This is a genomic window from Micromonospora globbae (genome assembly GCF_003610785.1).
GTDB classification, from domain to species: Bacteria; Actinomycetota; Actinomycetes; order Mycobacteriales; family Micromonosporaceae; genus Micromonospora; species Micromonospora globbae.
The window spans coordinates 99,625-119,696 of sequence record NZ_RAQQ01000014.1 but is presented as its reverse complement, the minus strand read 5'-3'; the positions used below and the strand labels follow the sequence as shown (position 1 = coordinate 119,696).

Here is a 20,072-nt window from a genome sequence, read left to right as displayed (position 1 = left end):
TCCTATTGACAAAGAAGTTTTGTACGTACAAACTGATTTTGCCATGAGAGACGTCCTGTACCTGGAACAGATCGAGCAGGCCGAGGCCCTGCTCAAGCCGCAGCGCGTGGAAGTGTTGCGGCAGCTCGCCGAGCCGCGCACCTGCACCGAGGTGGCGACCCGCCTGGAGCAGACGCCGCAGCGCGTCTACTACCACGTGAAGCAGCTCGTCGCGGCCGGTCTCGTCGAGCTGGTCGCCGAGCGCAAGGTGCGGGGCATCACCGAGGGCATCTACCAGGCGGCCGCCCGCTCCTACTGGCTCTCACCGCGCCTCGTGGGGCGCATCGGGCTTCGCCGGGCCCGCGACGAGCTGAGCCTGGGCTACCTGCTCGACCTCATGGAGGAGGTCCAGGCCGACATCGCCGCGCTCGACCGCACCAGGCCGGAGCTGCCCTCGATCGGGGTGTCCGGCGAGATCCGCGTGCCGGCCGGGCAACGCCAGCAGTTCCTGCACGACCTGCAGACCGCTCTGCAGGACCTGTTCACCCGCTACGGCGGCGCCGAGGGAGACGCGTTCAAGATCGCCGTGGCCTGCTACCCGAAGGGGAACGACCGTGACTGACCCGATGACGCTCCACGCCCGCCTCGCCGCCCCGGTCGAGGCCGTCCGCCGCGCCCTCACCGACCCGGCCGAGCTGCGCGTGTGGCTGGCCGAGCACGCCGAGGTCGAGCTGCCTCGACGGTACGAGTTCTGGGGCCGCTACACGCCCGAGGGTGACGCCCCGCACCAGCGCCTGCTGCACGTCGACGACGAGACGCTGCGCTTCGCGTGGACGCTTGACGGGGTGGAGACGACCACCGAGTTCCGGCTGCGGGCCGAGGGCCCCGCCACGACGCTGCTCACGCTGAGCCAGAGCCACTTCAACTTCGAGGAGGCCGTGAGCGGCACCGGCAGCATCCGGGGCGTGCTCCAGACGTACTGGGGCCTGTCGGTCGCCAACCTCGCGGCGCACCTGGAGGGGCGCACGCTGCTGCCGAAGGTCGACTTCACCTCCAGCGAGATGCGCGGCGAGCTGCTCATCGACGCGCCGATGGCCCGGGTGTACGAGGCGCTGACCGACTCCGAGCAGGCCAGTGCCTGGTTCGGCTACCCCATCGGCATCGAGCCCTGGGTCGGCGGGCGCTACGCCATGGGTGGCTTCGACGCCGGCTTCGCGGCCAAGGTCGTCGACCTGGATCCGGGCCGGAAGATCACGGTGGACTGGGGGCCGACCGGTGTGAGCACCTGGGAGCTGGCCCAGTCCGAGGGGAAGACGAAGCTCACCTTCGTGCAGAGCGGCTTCGACGAGTCGAACCCGCCGTACGCGGCCTGGGCCGGATCCGTGAGCGGCCTCGCGGAACTGCGCCGCTACCTCGAGATGGCGGACTGGCAGCCGATCTGGCTGGCCGAGGACCCGAACGCCGAGACGGAGGCGGTGACCACCGCCGGCTGACCGGCCCGCGGCCCCTCGCACGGCTTCACGGCCGTTCGAGGGCAACACACCCCCTCCCAGCACGAAGCGCCTGACCACTGCGGTAGCAGGTCAGGCGCTTCGGCGTGTCGGGGTATGGACGGGCGGTCGCCGGACAGCCGTGCCGAGGTGGCGCGGAGAGCCGCCTACCGCCCGGGTGGTCCGAAAAACCTTCTGACGGTCGGATCAGCGAAGAGCGCTCGTGTTTGTGCCGAACATGGGACAATTTCACCAAAGGGGCGCTAATGGAACCGTGTGCCGGGACTCCCGACGAGGGACCGTGCTCGGCGTGCGGCGCCCTCGCGTGCCCGGGTTCCGCCGCCGGCCAGCTCCGCGCCGGTACGGCTCGGGCTCCGTCTGCGAAGGGAGCAACAGTGATGATGGGACGTACTCGACTCTGGGCGGTGACGGTTGCGGCCGGGGCGGCGGTGGCCGTGGGGGCCATCGGCACCGCCGCGATGGGCGACGGGCGCGACGACTCGGGCGACAAGCAGTCGCACGAGCAGCGCGAGTCGCACGGCTCGGGGGACTGGAACGACTCGCGCGGGTCCGGCGACTCATGGGACTGGCGTGGCTCGCACGGGAAGGACGAACGGAAGGAGACGGCCCGGGCCACCCTGAGCGGGTACCAGGAGGACCCGAAGACGATCTCCACGCCGGGCAGCGGCCGGTTCGAGGCGCGGATCGACGAGCGCAACAAGGAGATCAGCTGGCGGCTGAGCTACGAGGACCTCAAGGACGTCCAGCAGGCGCACATCCACTTCGGTGGGAAGCACCAGAGCGGCGGGGTGGCCGTCTTCCTGTGCTCGAACATCAAGGACGGGAAGGGCGGTCCCTCGAAGAACGTGCAGTCCTGCCCCGAGGCGCCGGCCACCATCAAGGGGACCATCAAGCCCGACGACGTGGTCGGCCCCGCCGACCAGGGCATCGAGCCGGGCGAGTTCGACGAGCTGGTCGACGCCATGGAGGCCGGTGTCACGTACGTCAACGTGCACACCAAGAAGTACCCCGAGGGCGAGATCCGCGGCCAGATCAAGGTCGACGAGGACCGCAAGGGCAAGGACGAGGACCGCAAGGACGAGGACCGGAAGTGGGACGCCAGTGACAGCCGGGCCTGGGACTCGAGCGACGAGGCCCACGGCTGGGACAAGGGCGACGAGGGCCGGAGCGAGGACAGCGGCTGGGACTCGGACAAGGGCTGGGACTCGGACAAGGGTGAGGACCGCGGCGACGAGAAGGGCGAGGACAAGGGCGAGGACCGCGGCGACGAGAAGGGCGAGGACAAGGGCGAGCACCGCGACTCCGACAGCGGCGAGGACAAGGGCTCGGACAAGGGCGACGACCACTGGGACGGGTGGGCGAGCGACGAGAAGTGAGCCCCGCCGGCACACGGCCGGCTGAACGCCCGACCCGTTCCGGCGGGTCGGGCGTTCACCTGTGCCGCCTGTGATCTTCGACCCCGGCCCGGCCCCGTCCGCGCCCGCCGTGCCTAGGCTAAGGGGCCGTCCGAACGGGGAGAACCGTGCGCAACCACCCGGCCGTCGTGCTGGTCGCCGTCCTGCTGTCCACCATCTCGCTGCCGGTGTCGCTGACCGGCGCGTCGGTCGCGCTGCCCGAGATCGGCCGTGACCTCGACGCCGGACTGGCCTCCGTGCAGTGGGTGGTCAACGGGTACAACGCCACGTTCGCCAGCTTCATGCTGGCCACCGGCGCGCTGGCCGACCTGTTCGGCCGCCGCCGGGTGTTCGCCACCGGGGTGGCGATCTTCGCGGGCGCCGGGCTGCTCGCGGCGGTGGCGGGCGACATCGCCCTGCTCGACGTCCTCCGGGCGGTGTCCGGTGTGGGCGCTGCCGCCGCGGCCACCAGCGCCTCGGCGCTGCTCGCCGGCACGTTCCACGGCCCGGCCCGGGCGCGCGCCTTCAGCGTCTTCGGTACGGCCATCGGAGCCGGCCTCGCCTTCGGTCCCTCCGTCGCGGGCCTGCTCATCGACACGTTCGGCTGGCGGGCGGTGTTCGCGGCGCCCGCCCTGGCCGGGGTGGTGGTGCTCGCCCTCGTGCCGCTGCTGCCGGAGTCGCGGGCACCACACGCCGGACGGATCGACTGGCCCGGCACGGTGTCGTTCACCTCGGCGCTGCTGTTGCTGATCTTCGGGTTCGTGCAGGGGCCGGAGTTCGGCTGGGCCGACCCGCGGATCGTCGTCGCGTTCGCCGCCGCGCTCGCGTTGCTCGTGCTCTTCGCCCGGGTGGAGCGCCGCCGCGCCGACCCGATGTTCGACCTCACGCTGCTGGCCAGCCACCGGTTCCTCGGCATCTGCCTGGCGGCGGCCACCATCGTGGCGGTGCTCGTGCCGCTGCTGGTCTACCTGCCGTCGTACCTGACCACGGTGGTCGGGCTGACCCCGGGCACGGCCGGTGCGACGCTGATCCTGCTCACCGCACCCACCCTGGTCCTGCCGCTGCTGACCGGGGCGCTGATCCGCCTGGTGCCGGCGCCCCTGGTGGTCGTCGTCTCGGTGGCCGTGGTGGCCGCCGGTGCGGCCTGGGCCACGGTGCTCGGCCCCGACAGCGGCACGGCCGTGCTGGCCGGCCCGCTGCTCACCATCGGTGTCGGGGTGGGACTCTCCATCGGGCTGCTGGACCAGATGGCCATCGGCAGCGTGGCGCCGGCCCGCGCGGCCACGGGCGCCGGCATGATCAACACGGCCCGGCTGGCCAGTGAGACGGTCGCCATCGCGGTGGTCGGCGCGGTCCTGGCCAGCACCACGGCCGGCCGGCTCGACGATCCCGGGTTCACCGGTGGGCTGCGTACCGTGCTCTGGACCATGGCCGCATTGGCCGCCCTCGCCGCGGCGACCACCGCCCTGCTGGTCCGCCGCCGCCGGGGCGCCGTGCCGGCCGAACCGGCGGTGACCGCCTATCGTGGCGGTTCATGACGAGCAGCGAGCAGCGACTGGACGCCATCCGCGGCGGCGTACCGCCCCGCCGGCACAACGCCCGGACGATCGCCGCGCTCACCGGCAACCCGGGCTGCGTCCGCCGCGCCGTCCTGGACGGCGCCGGCGTCGACAAGCCGAAGCTGGCCGAGCGGATCGGGTTTCCGGCCCGGTTCGGGCAGTCCCGCTTCGCCATCACCCGCGGCAACGCGTTCGAGGCGCAGGTCAAGGCCGACGGCGGCGCGGAGCTGCTGCGGCTGGTCGCCGAGCGCCTCGGGGTCGAGCCGGACGAGCGGGCGGACTGGACCGACCTCGGCGCCGACGACGACCTGCCCGAGCGGCACGCCCGGTCGCGTGAGCTGCTGGTGGCCGCCGCGCCCACCGGCGCCGACCAGCCCGCCGCCCTCTTCGACCACCCGCTGCTCAGCCTCGAGGTCGCGGGCCGGCGGGTCCACCTCGAACCGGATCTGGTGGCCGCCCGGCTGGCCGGCCGGTTCCACGTCGTCGAGATCAAGTCGTTCCCGGTGATCGACGGGCAGGCCGACCCCGCGAAGGTCGCGGCGGCGGCGACCCAGTCGGCCGTGTACGTGCTGGCGCTGCGCGAGCTGCTCGCTGCCGCCGGCCACGATCCGGGGCTGGTGTCGCACGAGGTGGTGCTGATCTGCCCGCGGGACTTCGCGAACCGGCCGGTGGCCAGCCTGCTCGACGTCCGTAAGCAGTTGCTGGTGCTGCGCCGCCAGCTGGACCGGATGGCCCGGCTCGACGACCTGCTGGCGTCGGTGCCGTCCGACTTCACCGCCGACCTGGCTGCCGACCCGGCCACGCTGGCCGCCGCGCTGTCGCGCGTGGAGGCCCGGTACGCGCCGGAGTGCCTGGCCAGCTGCGAGCTGGCGTACTTCTGCCGGCACGAGGCGCGCGGCCACACGGCCGCGCTGGGCCGGCCGGTCCGCGAGGCGCTCGGCGGGCTCGCCACCGTGGCCGAGGTGGTGGCGCTCGCCGACGGCGCCCGGACCCCCGACCCGGAGGAGGCCGAGGCCGCCGCGCTGCTGCGCGCCGCGGCCCGGTTGCGCGCCGAGGCCCTGGGCGTGCCGGCATGAGTACGCTGCGCGCGCTCGCGAAGGCGCAGGCCGTCGCGGCCGGGGTGGCCCAGCCGGTGGCGACCGTCCGCCACGTGCACCTGCACGAGCGTCCCCTGGTGCTGGTGCCGCTCGCGCTCGCCGGTGAGGCGAACGCCCCGTTGGCCGCGATGGTCGGTACGGCGCCGGACGAGGCGCGGCTGCTGGTCGTGCCCCAGCCGCGCAACCGGGACCAGCGGTTCCGGTTCGCCGCCGAGTTGGCCGAGGTCGTGCTGCCGTACGTGGACGCCCACCGGGAGGTGAGCGAGGCGGTGCCGGTCGACCGGGGCCGGGACGTGCGGTACCGGTACGTCGACGCGCCGCAGGTGCTGGTGCCCAACCCGGCCGGGATCACGTTCCTGCGGCTGCTCGGTCGCTCCACCCGGTTCCGCCGACCGGACGGTGAGCACCCGGTGCACCCGTCGGTGCCGCTGCTCGGGCGGTGGCTGACGTTCTTCGCCGACCGGGCCGAGCATCCGGGTGCGTCGGCGCTGCTGGCGATGACCGACGCGCTGACCCTGCACTGGGCCACCGGGCAGAGCGCCGTGGAGGACCTGCACCTGCCGGCGTTGCTCGGCTGGATCGACCCGCCGCCGGGAACGACCGGTGCCGAGGCGGCGGCCCGGGCCGAGGACCCGGGCACGCATCCGCCGGCCGGTCCGGCCACCGACCCGGACTTCGACAACCACCGGCTCGCGCCGGCCATCGCCGCGTACGCCGAGGCGGAGGACGACCCGGACGCGCGCGCCGAGGCGTACGCGACGCTGGAGTCGTTGCTGCGCGACCAGCTCGCGCCCACCTGGGAGCTGATGTGGCGCGGCGTGGGCCTGCTGCGCGCCCTGCCGCCCGGCGCCCGGGTGGAGGGGCGCTGGGCGGGCGACCGGGACGCGTTCACCGCGCACGCCGAGCACGTCGACGCGGGCGGCGGGCCGCAGCCCCGGCGGGACGGCGCGGTCGCCGCGGCGGTGCGGCTGCACCGGTTGGAGCGGGCCCTCACGTCGTACGCGGTGCAGCGCGCCTACGACGACCCGCTGGTGATGGCCGAGCACCGCCTCACCGGCGAGGCGTTCGTGGGCGAGGTGACGCTCGCCGATCCCGCCCGGGTCGACGACAGCGGGAAGCGGCCCGTGCTGCGTCCCCGGATCCAGGTGGTCACGACCGAGCCGGTGCTGGTGCCGGTGGGCGCCACGCTGTACTCGCCGGCCCGGCCGGGGCAGAAGGCCCGGGTGGTGTTCCTGCACCCCGCCGACGGCAAGACCGAGGTGGTGCTGGAGCTGTCCGGCGGGATGGGGCGCGGGCTGACGGCGCCGCCGGGCAGCGTGCCGGAGGTGGGGGAGCGGCTCTGCTACACGACGCTCTCCGACGCGTACCTTCCGGCCGGCGCCTTCCCGGCCCCCGAGGAGACCCCCTGGACCCACGGCGGCCCGCCGGTGCCCGCCGGCGCCGAGGCCGCCGGTGCCGCCACGGCTGGCGACGCTGCCGGCGACCCCGCGCCCGACGGTGACCCGGCCGAGGAGTGGGCCTGATCGGCCGGGTGCCGGCGGCGGTCAGGCCGCGACGGCCGTGACCGGGGCCGGCACGTCCAGCCGGGACAGCGCGGCGCGGTGCGCCACGTCGAGCGCGTCGGCGGCCGGCGACTCGATGTCGGGGAGCACCCCGGTGCCCTCCCAGTTGGTGCCGGTGACGGGGTGGACCGGACGGGCGACCGGCACGGTGACCTCCAGGTGGGCGTGGGCGCGGAAGCCGATCCGGGGATGCGCCCCGCCTCCGGTGCGCTCGCCCACCACGGTGGCCCGGCCGGACTGCTGGAGGTCGTAGGCCAGTTCCTCGCCGCCGGAGAACGTGCGGCCGCTGGTCAGCACGTAGACCGGCTTGGTGGCGTCGTACGTCGGCACGGGCACGTACGCGGCGCTCCAGGACTGGCGGACGGGACGGCCCGCGCGGTCGTACGTGGTGTGCAGCAGGGTCGGCTCGTCGAAGAACCAGCCGCAGAGGAGCGCGACCCCGTCGGGGCTGCCGCCGACGTTCTCGCGCAGGTCGAGCAGCAGCGCGTCGGTGCCGGCGAGCAGCCGCATCGCCGCGGTCATCTGGTCGCCGGCGAGGGGCGGGGGGAAGAGCAGCGGCCGGATCTCCAGCAGGCCGACGTTGCCGTCGAGGCGCTGCACGCGGCCCACCCCGCCCATCGTGTCGGCGGCCAGCCGCACGATCCGGTCGTCGTCGGGGTGCTCGTCCCGTTCGGGCAGCGCCTCCTCGTGGTACTTCAGGCGCAGGTGCAGGTCGCCGTTGAGGGACTGGAGGTCGGCGGTGACCAGCTCACCGAGGGCGCGGGGGTCGGCCGCGGTGGCGTACCGGCCGGCGGCGAGGTTGTCGGTGAGCAGGGTGGCCAGCCGTCCGGCCAGGTCGGGGAAGACGTAGTGCTCGTCGACGAGCGTGGCGGTCCGTTCGACGGCCTCGGTGATCTCGGCCTGGCGCATGGGCGGCTCCCGTCCTCGGGTGGTGGGTGCTGAGCAGTAGAGCAGCCGATTGACAGAAGCGTCAAGAGAAGTAGACACTTTCTGCCATGGCCGATCCACGTCCCGACCGTCCCCTCGACGAACTGCTGGAGGTCACCACCCCCGAGCAGTTCAAGGCGCTCGGGCACCCGTTCCGCCAGCGCCTGCTGTTCGCACTGGGCCAGCGCCCGGCCACGATCAGCCAGCTCGCCGGGGCGCTCGGGTCGGCCAAGGGCAACGTGGCACACCACCTCAAGGTGCTCCGCGAGGCCGGCATGGTGCGGGTGGCGCACACCCGGCCGGTGCGCGGCGGCACCGAGCAGTACTACCAGCGGTCCGCCCGGCGAATCCGGGTCGCGCCGGGACACGTCGGCGCCACCGCCGCCATGCTCGGCGCGGTCGCCGAGGAGATCGCGGCCGCGCCGGACGAGCCGCTGCTCCAGCTGCGGCACCTGCGGCTCACCCGGGCCCAGGCCGAGCGGCTCGGCGCCGCGCTCAGCGAGCTGGTCGACGGCGCCGAGGACGCCGGAGACGACGAACCGCGCTACGGGGTGCTCGTGAGCCTCTACCGGCAGGCCACACCCCCGCCGTCCGGACCACCCGACACCCCCACGGTGGGTCAGAATCGGGCTTGACCCTCACGTAACGGCAGGGGAGAGCCTGGTTTCCGAAGGGAGGGGACCATGGCGTACACGGTGGGCCAGGTGGCCAAGCTCGCCGGCGTGACGGTACGGACGCTGCACCACTACGACGAGATCGGCCTGCTCTCGCCGAGCGGGCGCAGCAGGACCGGCTACCGCCGCTACGACGACGCGGACCTGGAGCGGTTGCAGCTCGTCCGCTACTACCGCGAGCTGGGGTTCCCGTTGGAGGAGATCGCCGCGATCCTCGACGACCCGGCGGCCGACCCGGCGGCGCACCTGCGTCGCCAGCACGAGCTGCTGACCGTACGGATCAAGCGGTTGCAGGAGATGGTCTCGGCGATCGAGTTCGCGTTGGAGGCGAAGAAGGTGGACATCCAGCTGACCCCCGAGGAGCGGTTCGAGGTCTTCGGGGACTTCGACCCGGAGGCGCACGCCGATGAGGCGGAGCAGCGGTGGGGCGGCAGCGAGGCGTACCGGGAGTCGAACCGGCGGGCGGCCCGGTACGGCAAGGACGACTGGCTGCGGTTCAAGCGCGAGAACGAGGACTGGGGGCGGCGCGTCGTGGCCCTCATGTCCTCCGGTGCGCCGGCGGACAGCCCGGAGGCGATGGAGCTGGCCGAGGAGCACCGGCAGATCATCGGCCGCTGGTTCTACGAGTGCTCGTACGAGATCCACACCGGTCTGGCGGACATGTACGTGGCCGACGAGCGGTTCCGGGCGACCTACGAGAACATGGCGCCGGGCCTCGCCGCGTACCTGAGCGAGGCGATCCACGCCAACGCGATCAACCGTGGGTGACACGCCGTCCGGGTCGCGCCCCGGTGCGCGCGACCCGGACGGGTCGGGCCGGGATCACATCGGCGGGGGTTCCGGCGGTGGTTCCGGTGGCAGGCTCGGCGCCAGGCGGCGCAGCGAGGTGTACGTGGGCACGAGCGCGTCGTACAGCTCGGCGAAGAGCGGCAGCAGCGTCGCGTACGTGGCGGCGGCGGCCGGGTCGGGGCGCACGATCTCCTCGATCCGCACCAGGTCGGCGGCCACGTCGATGGAGGGGATGAGGCCGAGCGCCTGCATGCCGAGCAGGGCGGCGCCGAAGCTGGATCCCTCGTGCCCCGTCGGGAAGCTCACCGGCACGCCGAGCGCGTCGGCGAGCATCTGCCGCCACAGGCCGCTGCGGGCGAAGCCCCCGCTGGCGCGGACCTCGTTCACCTCGTTGCCGGCGGACCGCACGGAGGCCAGCACCAGCGCGAGCTGCTGGCAGACGCCCTCCATGGCCGCGCGCACCAGGTGTTCGCGGCGGTGCCCGTGGGTGAGCCCCACGTACGCGCCGCGCGGCAGGGCGCTCCAGTGCGGCGCCCGCTCGCTGAGCAGGTACGGGAGCATGATGAGCCCGCCGGAGCCGACGGGGGCGCGGGCGGCGAGGGCGACCAGTTCCTCCTCGGCGTGCCCGCCCAGCTCCGGGGCGAGCGCGTCGCCGGCCCACCGGAGGACGAGGCCGCCGTTGTTGATTGCGCCGCCGACCACCCAGCGGTGCTCGGTGAGCGCGTAGCAGAACACGCCGCCGAGCGGGTCGACCCCGGGCCGCCGCACCACCACCCGCATGGCGCCGCTGGTGCCGATCGAGCAGGCCACCATGCCGGGCTGCACGGCGCCGAGCCCAAGGTTGGCCAGGGGGCCGTCGCCGGCGCCGACCACCACCGGCGTGCGCTCGGGCAGGCCGGTGCCGTCCGCGCCCTCCGGGGTGAGCCGGGGCAGCACGGCCGTCGTGGAGACCAGCCGCGGCAGTTGCTCGCCGCTGATGCCCGCGACGGCCAGCGCCTCGGTGTCCCAGTCGAGGCGGTGGATGTCCATGAGGCCGGTGCCCGACGCGACCGAGTGGTCGGTGACGAGCAGCCCGCTCAGGCGCAGCAGCACCCACTCCTTGATGCCGACCCAGTGGGCGGCCCGCTCGAAGAGCGCCGGCTCCTGCTCGGCGAACCAGAGCAGCTTGGGCAGCGGGGCCATGGGGTGGACCGGGGTGCCGGTGCGGCGGTGCAGGGCGAGCCCCGACGGGACGGCGCGGAGCCGTTCGGCCTGGCGGCTGGCGCGCGCGTCGGCCCAGGTGATGGACGGGGTGAGCGGATCGCCGCCGGCGTCCAGGCCGATGAGGCTGTGCATGGCGGTGCTGAACGACAGCCCGGCCACCGGCCGGTCCAACTCGGCGACCGTCGCCCGGATCGACTCGCGTACCGCGTCGAGGATGCGCCGGGGGTCCTGCTCGGCGTACCCCGGTTGCGGCTCGTCCAGTGGGTAGGCGGCCGAGTTGCCGGCGAGCTGCCGGCCACGGGTGTCGTACGCGACGGCCTTGGTGCTGGTCGTACCGATGTCGACGCCGATCACCACCGGCGGCGCGCCGCCCGACCGGCCCATCGACGTCCACCCCCTCCGCGTGCCGGCGGCGGGGCCACCCGGCTGCGTCGACGGTACGGGCGGTTGTCGCGCGACACGCCCGGAGCGCATCAAGCTTTGCCGCAAAACCGGCCTATCGTCCATGTTGCTCCGCCGATCGGACATTTCGTCCAACGGCCCGGGTTCGCGCCGGCCGCCGCCGGAGTTAACACCTGTGACACCCCGGTTGGTGGCCTGCGCGGCGAAGGAGTCGGCATGGCAAGAACTGATTCGACGGGTTCCACGTGGCGGTACCGGTGGGCGCACCGGCAGAACGAGCGCCGGCACCGCACCTACCGCGGCGCCGAGGCCGCCTGGCAGCGGCGGGCCGAGGAACTACGCCGCCTCCGCAAGCTCGCCGCCGACTTCCACGGTTCCGCGGCGGCGGGCCTCGGCCTCCCCCTGGAACTCGCCCCCGACGAGGTGGTGCTCTGGGTGTGGCCGGCCGCCAAACTGGTCGAGGTCCGGCACACCGGGGTGCTGCCCGCACCGGACCTGACCGTCGACCCCGACGCGACGCCGGTGCGCCCCCGCCGCCCGGACGGCGTCCGGGTCGCCGACGCCGGCATGGCCGTGATCACCAGCCGTCGACTCGTGCTGCTCGGCGGCCGCGGCCGGCGCGACTGGGCGTACGGCCGGATGACCGGCCTGGCCCACGACCCGAACTCGCCCGTCACCCTGATCCAGGTGCTCGACCGTCGCCGCACCTCCGGGCTGATGCTGCCCGTGGAGGCGGCCGCCGACTTCCGGTTCACGCTCACCCTGGCCTTCGCCGACGCGATCGAGCAGCGCGCCACCGTGGTCGCGCAGCTCGACGAGCTGATCGCCGAGCACGAGCAGCTCAAGCCGCTCCGGCCGGCCGTCGCGACCCCGGGGCAGGCGCGGCTGTCGGGGCTGGTGCCGGGCGGCCGGCGTACGGTCGCCGTGGCCGCCGCCGTCGCCGTGCTCGTGCCCGCGGTGCTCATCGAGTCCAACCCGTCCGACCCGGCGGGCGAGGTGGCCGCGGCCGCCACCCCGGCGCCCAGTCCCAGCGTCGCGCCGATGCTCGTGCGTCCGGCCGCCGTCCCGGGCGGCACGTCACCCTCGCCGACGGCCTCGGCGAAGCCGAAGCCGAAGCGGACGACGCCCTCGCCGACGCCCCAGCGGGAGCGGCTGTGCGGCGCCCCGGACAACCCCATGGGGTACGACTTCTGCGGCGGCGACCGGATCCGCCGGCCGGCCGCGGAGATCTGCGACTACTTCGACTGCGTGCAGGAGTTCTGGGCGGGCCGGGGCTACCTGGTGCAGTGCCGCGACGGCGCGGTCAGCCTGACCGGCGGCCGCCGCGAGGCGTGCGCCGAGCACCGCGGCGTACGCCGCACCGTCTGGACCTGAGTCGGGCGCGGCGACCGCGGGTCAGGCGTCGGCGGCGTCGAGCAGGATCCGCGCCAGCTCCGACGGCTGCGAGAACATCGGCCAGTGGCCGGTGTCCATCTCGACCAGTCGCCACCGGTCGCTCTTGAGCAGCGCCGCCACGTCGGGCGTCGGCTCGTCGCCGTCGAGCAGGCACTTCACGTACGTCGCCGGCAGTTCGCCGAGCGGGCGGGCGAGCGTCGCGGGCTCGGTCAGCGTGGCGCCGGGGTGCGGCGTCGAATCCGCGACGATCCGCTGGATCTGCTCGTCGGTGAGCCCCTGGCCGGCGTAGTCCTCCGCGGCCAGCGGAGGCCAGAACCCGTCGTTGGCGGTGATCGCCGCCCGCACCCGCTCACCGAAGGGCGGCCACACCGACACGAACGACTCGCCGTCGTGCGGCACGTTCGAGTCGAGGAAGACCACCCGGCGCAGCCGGTCGCCGATCCGCTCGGCGGCCTGCCCGGCCGGGATGCCCGAGTAGCTGTGCCCGACCAGGACGACGTCGCGCAGATCGCGGCGTTCGATCTCGTCGACGATGTCCCGCACGTGCGTCTGCTGTCCGGCCGGCACACCCCGCCGTTCGGCGAGACCGGAGAGGGTCACCGGGTGGACGCCGTGGCCGGCGGCGCGCAGCTCCGGCGCCACCGCGTCCCAGGCCCACGCGCCGAGCCAGGCCCCGGCCACGAGTACGAATTCCGCCATGCCGGCACCGTAGCCCGGCCCACCGACACCCGCTGCCCCTCACCTTTCGGCGTCGGCGTGCAGGGGGCGGAGGCCTGCGAAGATCAGCGCGCCGGCGACCGGCAGCAGGTCGAGGTTCACGGCGATCGCCGCGAAGCCCACCAGGACCAGCGGCGGAGCCCAGAGCGGCAGCCGGCGGGGGCGCAGGGTGGCGGCCTGCACGAGCAGGGTGAGCAGGCCGAGCTGGAACAGCAGCGGGCCGAGGAGGAACAGCGGGTCCGGCAGGGGTGCCGCGTCGGCCAGGCCGGGGAAGAGGTCGCCGAGGATCACCCAGAGGAAGCTCGCGGCACCGGCCAGGGCCGCCACCGTGGCGGTGTCGGTGAGTGCCCGCAGGCGTGGTGCCGCGCCCAGCAGCATCCGTCGCAGGTGCACGGCCAGGACGCCGAAGAGGGCGATCGAGGCGAAGAACAGACTGTGGCCGATGTTCCAGGCCCAGCCCGGCCCGTGGTCGCCGTCCAGGCCGTCGATCAGCCGGGCGACGCCGTAGAGCAGCAGGAGGAGTGGTGCGGTGAGGGTGACCATCCGGATCGGGGACACGTGCCGTACGGTGACGCGGGCCTGGGTGGCAGTCATGTCTCCAGACTGGACACGGGGCGGGGCGGGGGCCATGGGGGACTCCCACCAGCGGACCCGGAGGTCACCGCCCCCGATCCTCGTCAGGGTGGGCGGTCATGGTGGATCAGCGCCATGGGACGGCCTGGCATTGCGATCATGCGCCCGTTTTCGTCCCTCGTAGGTGTTCTGTCCGAGATGATGGGTAAATGGAGATACGCTCCGACGATGGTGCGCGGCTGAGGATCCGGCCGGTCGGCTACCAGCCGGGCGTCGAGCCGCCGGTCGATCCCGAGCAGGCCCGCGACTGGGACGACTGGCTGCTCATCGAGGCGGACGCCCGTACGGCGGACGGCCAGGCGTGGTCCCACTGCCAGCCGTCGCTCACCGTGGCCGAGGCGGGGCTCCTCGCCGAGTGGCTGGGGCTCCAGGCCGGACTGGCGGCCGAGCCGGGGATGCTGCCGGCGGTACTGCGCTTCACCGAGCCGAACCTGGCGATGCGCACCCGCGTCATCCGGCGGCGACGGGTGGAGTTGACCGTCGAGTTCTCCTACGAGTCGTTGCCGCCGTGGATGCGCCGGCCGCTCACCGCCGTGTACCCGTTGCCGCTCACCGTGTCGGCCGACGCGCTCGGTGTGGCGGCCGAACAGTGGGCCCGGGAGGTCGAGGCGTACCCCCACAGGGTCGTCTCCTGAGACTGATTCGGGGACCGCGTCGACCACTCGGGGGTCAAATCTCTCTTAACGGAACAAAGGGAAGCATCGATCCCTGGGGCGTGTCCTGCCATCGACGCGGGCGGTTGTACCGCGTGTGACCACCACATCACCCGGCACATTCGTACCGGCCACCGCACTGCCCGACTGGCGGATCGCCTGGGCGGCCCGCGAGAACGAACGGCGGCGGCGTGCCCACCTCCTCGCACTCGAAACGTGGCGCCGGCGCGCCGACGAGCTGACGCGCCAGCGCATCGAGGCGGCCACCTTCCTCGGCTGCACGGAGCCCCGCGCCGGCCTGCCCGTCGACCTGGACGACGACGAGCTGATCTTCCGGATCCTCCCCGCCGCGGAACTGGTCGAGGCCACCGCCCGGCACGTACCGGGCCTGCCGCCGCCCGCGCTCACCGTCGGGCCACCCGCCCCGGCCGGGCGTACGCTCCCGCCGGGCCTGCGGGTCACCGACGCGGGCGTCGCCGTCGTCACCAGCCGCCGCGTCGCGTTCGCCGGCCGTTCCCAGCGGCGCGAGTGGTGGTACGCGGACCTCGCCGCACCGGCCCACCACCCCGACGTGCCGCTCACCCTGCTGCACCCGAGGACGCCCGGGCGTCTCGCGGGACTGCGGGTGCCGGCGAACGTCACCGCGAACACCCGCTTCTACCTGACCCTCGCCGTGGCCGCGGCCCGGGACGAACGCGCCGCCGTCGTCGCGGAACTCGACGCGCTCAGCGAGGCCCACGAGCGCTGCCGCCCGACGCCGCCCGCGCCGGCCGAGCCGTGGCAGGCGCCGCTGCTCGCACGCCGGCCCGAACGGCGGGCCACCACCGCCGTGGCGGCTGTCGCCGCCGTCGCGTTCGCCACGTTGACCGCCGGCGCCCACGGGCCGGACGACGGCGACCGCCGGGTCGAGGCCGGGGACGTCTCGACCGTCGAACCGCCGCTCGGTGTCCGGGCCGTCGTCCCCACCCTCGCCCCCGTGCCACCGGACGCCTTCACCGCGCCGCCGACGGCCGGCCCGATGCCCGGCGGCACCTCCGGCGGCGTGCCGGCACCGGCCTCGACCGGGGCCGCCGCTTCCGGGTCCTCCGGTGCGCCGGCCACCGGGGGAAGCGGCGGCAGCATCCGTCCGGCGACGGCCCCCCGCGTGCCGACTGCTCCGGCGCCTCCGGCCGCGTCGGCACCTCCGGCTGCCCCGGCACCGCCGCCCGCGCCGGCACCGCCCACCGCGCCGCCTCCCACGACCGCGCCGAGCAGGCCGGAGCCGACCGACCCGCCGAGCAGCAGCCCGCCGCCGTCCCCGCCGGCGGCGCCGGCCCCCGACGAGACGACACCGTCCGCGCCGGACAACCAGCTGATCACCGTCTGCCTCGACCCGCTCCGGCTCCCGCTGCTCGACCCGCTGCTCTGCCCCCGCGACGACTGACAGCCGGCGTGCCGACCGCGAGCCGGACGATCGCCGCCGGCCCGGCGAGTCGCCGCGCACGCGGCCGGCGATCGGCGACCGCGGGTCGGCGTCCGGGGAGGTCCCCGCAGCGCCCGCCCGCCGGGGTGACCGGCAGGCAGGGCGCACCGCCGGTCAGCCGGCGGCGCCGAAGTCCGGAACGGTGAGGGCGCCGTCGGCGGCCAGCGGAAAGCCCGGGTTCCAGGCGATCTCCCAGACGTGACCGTCCGGGTCGGCGAAGCAGCCGGCGTACCCGCCGTAGAAGGTCTCCCGCGCGGGCCGGGTGACCTCGGCGCCGGCCGCGGCAGCGGTGGCCAGCACGTCGTCGACCTCGGCGCGGGACCGGACGTTCTGCGCGAGGGTGATCCCGCCGAACCCGTCGCCGCCGGGATCGTCGACGCCGGCGTCGGCCGCCAGCTTGTCGCGGCCCCACAGCACCAGCGCCATCGGCCCGGCCTGGACGAAGACCGTCTCCTCGACCTCCTGGCCGCGCCAGCCGAGGCGTTCGTAGAACGCCCGGGCGCGCGCCAGGTCGGCGACGCCCAGCGTGACCAGACTGATCCGTTGCTCCATCGTCATCCTTCGCTCACTCGGGGGCGTGGCAGACGGCCTCGACGTTGTTGCCGTCCGGGTCGCGGACGAACGCGCCGAAGTAGGTGGCGTGGTATTCCGGCCAGACCCGCGGCTCGTGCAGCACCTCCGCTCCGGCGGTCACCGCCGCGTCGCGGAACGCCCGCACGGCGGCGCGGCTGTCGGCCGTGAACGCCAGGTGCGCCTCGCGGGCGGCGCCGGGGGTCTCCGTCGGGCCGATCCAGAACTCCGGGCGCTCCCGCCCGTAGCCGATCACGTTCGGGAACTCCAGCATCCGCCGGCCGCCGAGCGGGGCGAGGACGGCGTCGTAGAAGGCGGCGCTGGCCGCCATGTCGCGAACCTGGATGGACAGGTGGTCGATCATGCGCTCCTCCGGCTGTCGTCGGCCCCACGCTAGGCCCCGGGTCCGACAGGACGGGCGGAAACCGGGACCCGGTCGCGTCCGTCCAAGAGGCATGCGCGGGAGACTCCTACGCCGCGGCCTGCTCGGTGCCGCGGCCCTGACGATGCTGGCCGGCTGCGGTGCGGCGGCCGGCCCCTCCGACGGCGGGGCGGGAGCCGACCCCGACCGGCTGCGGCAGCGGGCGCGGGAGGCGTTGGCCCGGTACGACGAGGCGGTCCGGGCCGCCGGAGGCGAACCGCGGTTCGTGCCGACCAGCGGCCTCACCGGCCAACTCGGCGACTGGGAGCCCGCCAACGGCGACAACAAGCTGGCGCTGTCCGCCGGGATGATCGACGCGCGGGGGCCACTGCCCGACCCGCCGCGGGAGACGGGCACCGTCACGTGGGAGAGCGGGCAGAAGCGGCAGGTGCCGCTGTTCTCGGCGGAGGCGGCCCTGCGACGGCTGCGCGAGGCGGGCGACGGGCAATGCCCGGGATGCGTACCCCTGGAGGTCACCGCGGCGCGCCTGAGCACCGCGCGGATCGCCACGACGCGCGGCCCGGCGGTCGTGCCGGCCTGGGAGTTCGCGCTCGCCGGTACGCGGGTGCGGCTGACCCGGGTGGCGGTCGCCGACGAGGCCGTCGTCACGGTCACGCCGCCGCCGTGGGATCCGGACGCCGCGCCGGGCGGGCACACGATCCAGTCCGCGACCACGACCGTGGACGCGCGGGAGTTGACCGTCACGTTCGTCGGCTCGCCGGGTCCGGCGAGCGAACCGTGCGGGGTGGACTACACGGCCGAGGCCGTCGAGTCGGCCACCGCCGTCGTCGTCATCGTCACCGGGCGCGGGCACGGCGACGGTCCGCAGGCGTGCCCGGCCATCGGGGCGACGCGCACGGCCACGGCCGAGCTGGAACGACCGCTCGGGGAGCGGGCCGTGCTGGAGGTGCAGCGGGGGCTGCCGGTCCCGGTGACGGTCACCGGTTAGGTGAGGCGACGTCCACCGGGACGCCGGACGAGACGGGGGACGGGTGGTGCCGGCGGATCCCGTTGCGCCGGCACCACCCGTCGTCGAGGGAGCCGCTACGCCCCCGGGACCACGACGAGGCCGTTGTTGTAGTCGGCGAGCAGCACGTCCTTGTGTCCGTCGTCGTCGATGTCCCCGACGGCGAGGCCCTGGTGGCCGTAGTGCGAGGCGTAGTAGGGGTTGTGGCCCAACTGTTCCCGGCCCAGCCGCCCGTCCGGGCGCTGGAGCAGGACGCCCACCGCGTACCAGCCGCCGTGGGCCACCACCACGTCCAGCCGCCCGTCGCCGTCCATGTCCTCGAGGACGACCGGCTCCGGCATGTCGTACGCCACGTAGACCTGCCAGGCACCGAGGGTGCCGTCCGCCTGGTGGGTCAGCACGGAGACCCGCGGGTCGGGCATGTTGCCCGTGACGGTGACGACCACGTCGGCCCGGCCGTCGCCGGTCACGTCGCCGGCTGCGAACGACTGCGCGGAGATCTCCTGCCCCTCGGGCACGGGGATCCCGGCGGGCGCGGCGAAGGTGCGTGCCGCGGTCTGCTCGACGACGACGACCCGGCGACCGTCGAGGCGTACGAGGTCCAGTCCGGGACCGCCGGTCACGTCGGCGATGCCCAGGAGCGGGGCGGAGGTCGGCGTGGGCACCGACGTCGGCGGCGCGAACTCGCCCGGCCCGGTGCCGTAGCGCACCAGCACCGACTCGTTGGTGGTCGCCACCAGGTCGAGCCGGCCGTCGCGGTCGAGGTCGACCACCCGGAGGTCCCCGAGGGCCGCGCCGAACGGCAACGCCACCGGCGCGGACAGCCCGCCGCCGGCCTGCCGGTACAGGTCCAGGCCGTCGCCGGAGGCCACCAGCAGTTCGTCGCGCCCGTCGCCGTCGAGGTCGGCGACGACCGGCACCATGCTCCCGCCCGTCGGCACGCTCGTGGCGTACCGGACGGGCGCGGCGAGCCGGTGCTCGGGCAGTTGGACGAACAGGTACACCGAGTGGTTGAGGTCACCGGCGTCCGCCTCGTCCCGGGTGGTGAGGACGACGTCGGTGAGCCCGTCGCCGGTGAGGTCGCCGGCCGCGACGGCCGTCTCGTCCGAGCCCACACGGGCCGCCTCGGCCGGGCCGAAGGACACCTCGCCGTACGCCGGGTCGACGTGCACGGTCAGGTCGTCCGACGCGCTGGCGCCGTACTCGGGATCGCCGCCGGTGCCCTCGAAGCGGGCGTAGTAGGTCGCCGTGCTGGTCGTCGGGGTGACGACCGGGGCGGCGTACCCCTGCCAGGCGTTGGTCTGGCCGACGACCTCGTTGCCGGACAGGAAGAGCACCTTGCCGCGTAGTTCGGCGCCGTCGGCGGTGGTGACCCGTGCGGACAGCGCCACCTTCTGGCCCTGTTCGGAGCGGACCGGGTCGGCGGCGATCGTGGTGGTGGTCGCCGTGCCGGTGTAGCCGGCCGCGGAGGCGAACGGCCCGGCCGCGCCGCTCGCCGTCACCGCGCGCACCTTGTACTGGTAGTAGTACGTGTCCGACCGCTCGGTCTCGCGGAACGAGGTGCCGGTGGTCGTGGTGATGAGGGTGTCGCCGTCCATCACGTGGTGGCGGTAGACCTCGTAGCGGGCGGCGCCGTCCACCGGTTCCCAGGCCAGGTCCATGACGGACGGTGTGCCGGTGAGTCGCAGGCCGCCGGGCGCCGGCAGAACCGGGTCGGTGGTGGCGCTGGCCTGTGGAGAGTAGCCGGAGAGCTTGTTCCGGTTCTCCGCCTGGATCACGTAGTAGTAGGTGGTGGCCGGGGCGAGCCCGGAGTCGAGGAACTCGAGACCGGTGCTGCGGCCGACCTGGGTGTAGGGGCCGCTCGACCCGGTGGAGCGTGAGATCCGGTACGCGCTCGCCTGCGGCGCCGCCTGCCAGGTGACCCGGATCTGCGTGGACGAGACGGCCGTGGCGCTGGTGGCCGGCGGTGGTTCGACCGCCGGGGCGGCCTGGGCGGGTGTCGTCGCCAGCTGGGTCATGGCGACGAGTGCTGCCACGAGGGCGGCGCCGACCCTCCGTCGCTGGGTACGTGCGTGCGCCGCCAAGCGTCCTCCATCACCGTTGAAGATCATCCACTGGTACGGCGTCGGGAGGGTTCTCCGCGTCACGCCCACGGCC

The 20,072-nt window shown here is 74.5% G+C and carries 19 protein-coding genes; 12 read left to right on the top strand and 7 right to left on the bottom strand.

Annotation, left to right across the window (positions count from 1 at the left end; genetic code table 11):
* Window positions 1–43 precede the first annotated feature (43 nt).
* The 6 genes from D7I43_RS19890 (at window position 44) to D7I43_RS19865 (ending at window position 7,063) form a co-directional block, all read left to right on the top strand.
* Window positions 44–601 carry an ArsR/SmtB family transcription factor gene (locus D7I43_RS19890; protein WP_120330043.1) on the top strand — a complete coding sequence of 186 codons (558 nt, stop codon included), beginning with the start codon at window positions 44–46 and terminating at the stop codon, window positions 599–601.
* Window positions 594–1,472, top strand: a complete 879-nt coding sequence (locus D7I43_RS19885; RefSeq protein WP_120330042.1) for an SRPBCC family protein — start codon at window positions 594–596, stop codon at window positions 1,470–1,472. Before D7I43_RS19890 ends, D7I43_RS19885 begins: the two co-directional genes overlap by 8 nt.
* Before the next feature lie 395 nt (window positions 1,473–1,867).
* On the top strand, window positions 1,868–2,866 hold the full coding sequence (locus D7I43_RS19880; RefSeq protein ID WP_158610119.1) for a CHRD domain-containing protein: 999 nt from the start codon (window positions 1,868–1,870) through the stop codon (window positions 2,864–2,866).
* Window positions 2,867–3,012: 146 nt separating this feature from the next.
* Window positions 3,013–4,422: an MFS transporter gene (locus tag D7I43_RS19875; protein ID WP_120330040.1), complete on the top strand. Its 1,410-nt coding sequence runs from the start codon at window positions 3,013–3,015 to the stop codon at window positions 4,420–4,422.
* Entirely contained in the window at window positions 4,419–5,519 is a 1,101-nt protein-coding gene (locus tag D7I43_RS19870) for a hypothetical protein (protein ID WP_120330039.1), read from the top strand. The genes D7I43_RS19875 and D7I43_RS19870 overlap by 4 nt, the downstream gene beginning before the upstream one ends.
* A complete protein-coding gene (locus D7I43_RS19865) occupies window positions 5,516–7,063 on the top strand; it encodes a hypothetical protein (protein WP_240033051.1) in 1,548 nt (515 codons plus the stop codon). The genes D7I43_RS19870 and D7I43_RS19865 overlap by 4 nt, the downstream gene beginning before the upstream one ends.
* A gap of 21 nt (window positions 7,064–7,084) precedes the next feature.
* Here D7I43_RS19865 and D7I43_RS19860 read toward each other — a convergent pair whose 3' ends face one another.
* Window positions 7,085–8,011, bottom strand: a complete 927-nt coding sequence (locus D7I43_RS19860; protein ID WP_120330038.1) for a S41 family peptidase — start codon at window positions 8,009–8,011, stop codon at window positions 7,085–7,087.
* Window positions 8,012–8,097: 86 nt separating this feature from the next.
* On the opposite strand from D7I43_RS19860, the gene D7I43_RS19855 reads away from it, so the two are divergent.
* A complete protein-coding gene (locus D7I43_RS19855) occupies window positions 8,098–8,664 on the top strand; it encodes an ArsR/SmtB family transcription factor (protein ID WP_120330037.1) in 567 nt (188 codons plus the stop codon).
* Between the two features lie 48 nt (window positions 8,665–8,712).
* Entirely contained in the window at window positions 8,713–9,471 is a 759-nt protein-coding gene (locus D7I43_RS19850) for a MerR family transcriptional regulator (RefSeq protein WP_120330036.1), read from the top strand.
* 54 nt (window positions 9,472–9,525) lie between these two features.
* On the opposite strand, the gene D7I43_RS19845 is transcribed toward D7I43_RS19850, so the two are convergent.
* Window positions 9,526–11,079: a gluconokinase gene (locus tag D7I43_RS19845; RefSeq protein WP_120330035.1), complete on the bottom strand. Its 1,554-nt coding sequence runs from the start codon at window positions 11,077–11,079 to the stop codon at window positions 9,526–9,528.
* Between the two features lie 234 nt (window positions 11,080–11,313).
* Between D7I43_RS19845 and D7I43_RS19840 the strand changes: the two genes are divergently transcribed.
* Window positions 11,314–12,471 (top strand): hypothetical protein, encoded by a 1,158-nt coding sequence (locus D7I43_RS19840; RefSeq protein ID WP_120330034.1) that lies wholly within the window; start codon window positions 11,314–11,316, stop codon window positions 12,469–12,471.
* A 21-nt stretch (window positions 12,472–12,492) separates the two neighbouring features.
* Here the strand turns inward: D7I43_RS19840 and D7I43_RS19835 are convergent, their stop codons facing one another.
* Window positions 12,493–13,191 carry an alpha/beta fold hydrolase gene (locus D7I43_RS19835; RefSeq protein WP_120330033.1) on the bottom strand — a complete coding sequence of 233 codons (699 nt, stop codon included), beginning with the start codon at window positions 13,189–13,191 and terminating at the stop codon, window positions 12,493–12,495.
* Between the two features lie 39 nt (window positions 13,192–13,230).
* Window positions 13,231–13,803: a hypothetical protein gene (locus D7I43_RS19830; protein ID WP_120330032.1), complete on the bottom strand. Its 573-nt coding sequence runs from the start codon at window positions 13,801–13,803 to the stop codon at window positions 13,231–13,233.
* Window positions 13,804–13,991: 188 nt separating this feature from the next.
* Between D7I43_RS19830 and D7I43_RS19825 the strand changes: the two genes are divergently transcribed.
* Both D7I43_RS19825 and D7I43_RS19820 read left to right on the top strand, forming a co-directional pair.
* Entirely contained in the window at window positions 13,992–14,477 is a 486-nt protein-coding gene (locus tag D7I43_RS19825; protein ID WP_120330031.1) for a WapI family immunity protein, read from the top strand.
* A gap of 115 nt (window positions 14,478–14,592) precedes the next feature.
* Window positions 14,593–15,918, top strand: coding sequence for a hypothetical protein (locus D7I43_RS19820; RefSeq protein ID WP_120330030.1), 1,326 nt, complete (start codon window positions 14,593–14,595; stop codon window positions 15,916–15,918).
* Between the two features lie 153 nt (window positions 15,919–16,071).
* On the opposite strand, the gene D7I43_RS19815 is transcribed toward D7I43_RS19820, so the two are convergent.
* Together D7I43_RS19815 and D7I43_RS19810 are read right to left on the bottom strand one after the other, a co-directional pair.
* The gene (locus D7I43_RS19815; protein WP_120330029.1) at window positions 16,072–16,509 is read right to left on the bottom strand and encodes a VOC family protein; all 438 of its coding nucleotides are present in this window, start codon (window positions 16,507–16,509) and stop codon (window positions 16,072–16,074) included.
* Window positions 16,510–16,522: 13 nt separating this feature from the next.
* Window positions 16,523–16,891, bottom strand: a complete 369-nt coding sequence (locus D7I43_RS19810; protein WP_120330028.1) for a VOC family protein — start codon at window positions 16,889–16,891, stop codon at window positions 16,523–16,525.
* Between the two features lie 91 nt (window positions 16,892–16,982).
* Here D7I43_RS19810 and D7I43_RS19805 point away from each other — a divergent pair, with 91 nt between their 5' ends.
* Window positions 16,983–17,897: a hypothetical protein gene (locus D7I43_RS19805; protein WP_120330027.1), complete on the top strand. Its 915-nt coding sequence runs from the start codon at window positions 16,983–16,985 to the stop codon at window positions 17,895–17,897.
* Window positions 17,898–17,992: 95 nt separating this feature from the next.
* On the opposite strand, the gene D7I43_RS19800 is transcribed toward D7I43_RS19805, so the two are convergent.
* Window positions 17,993–19,999: an FG-GAP-like repeat-containing protein gene (locus D7I43_RS19800; protein WP_147427265.1), complete on the bottom strand. Its 2,007-nt coding sequence runs from the start codon at window positions 19,997–19,999 to the stop codon at window positions 17,993–17,995.
* Between the last annotated feature and the right edge of the window lie 73 nt (window positions 20,000–20,072).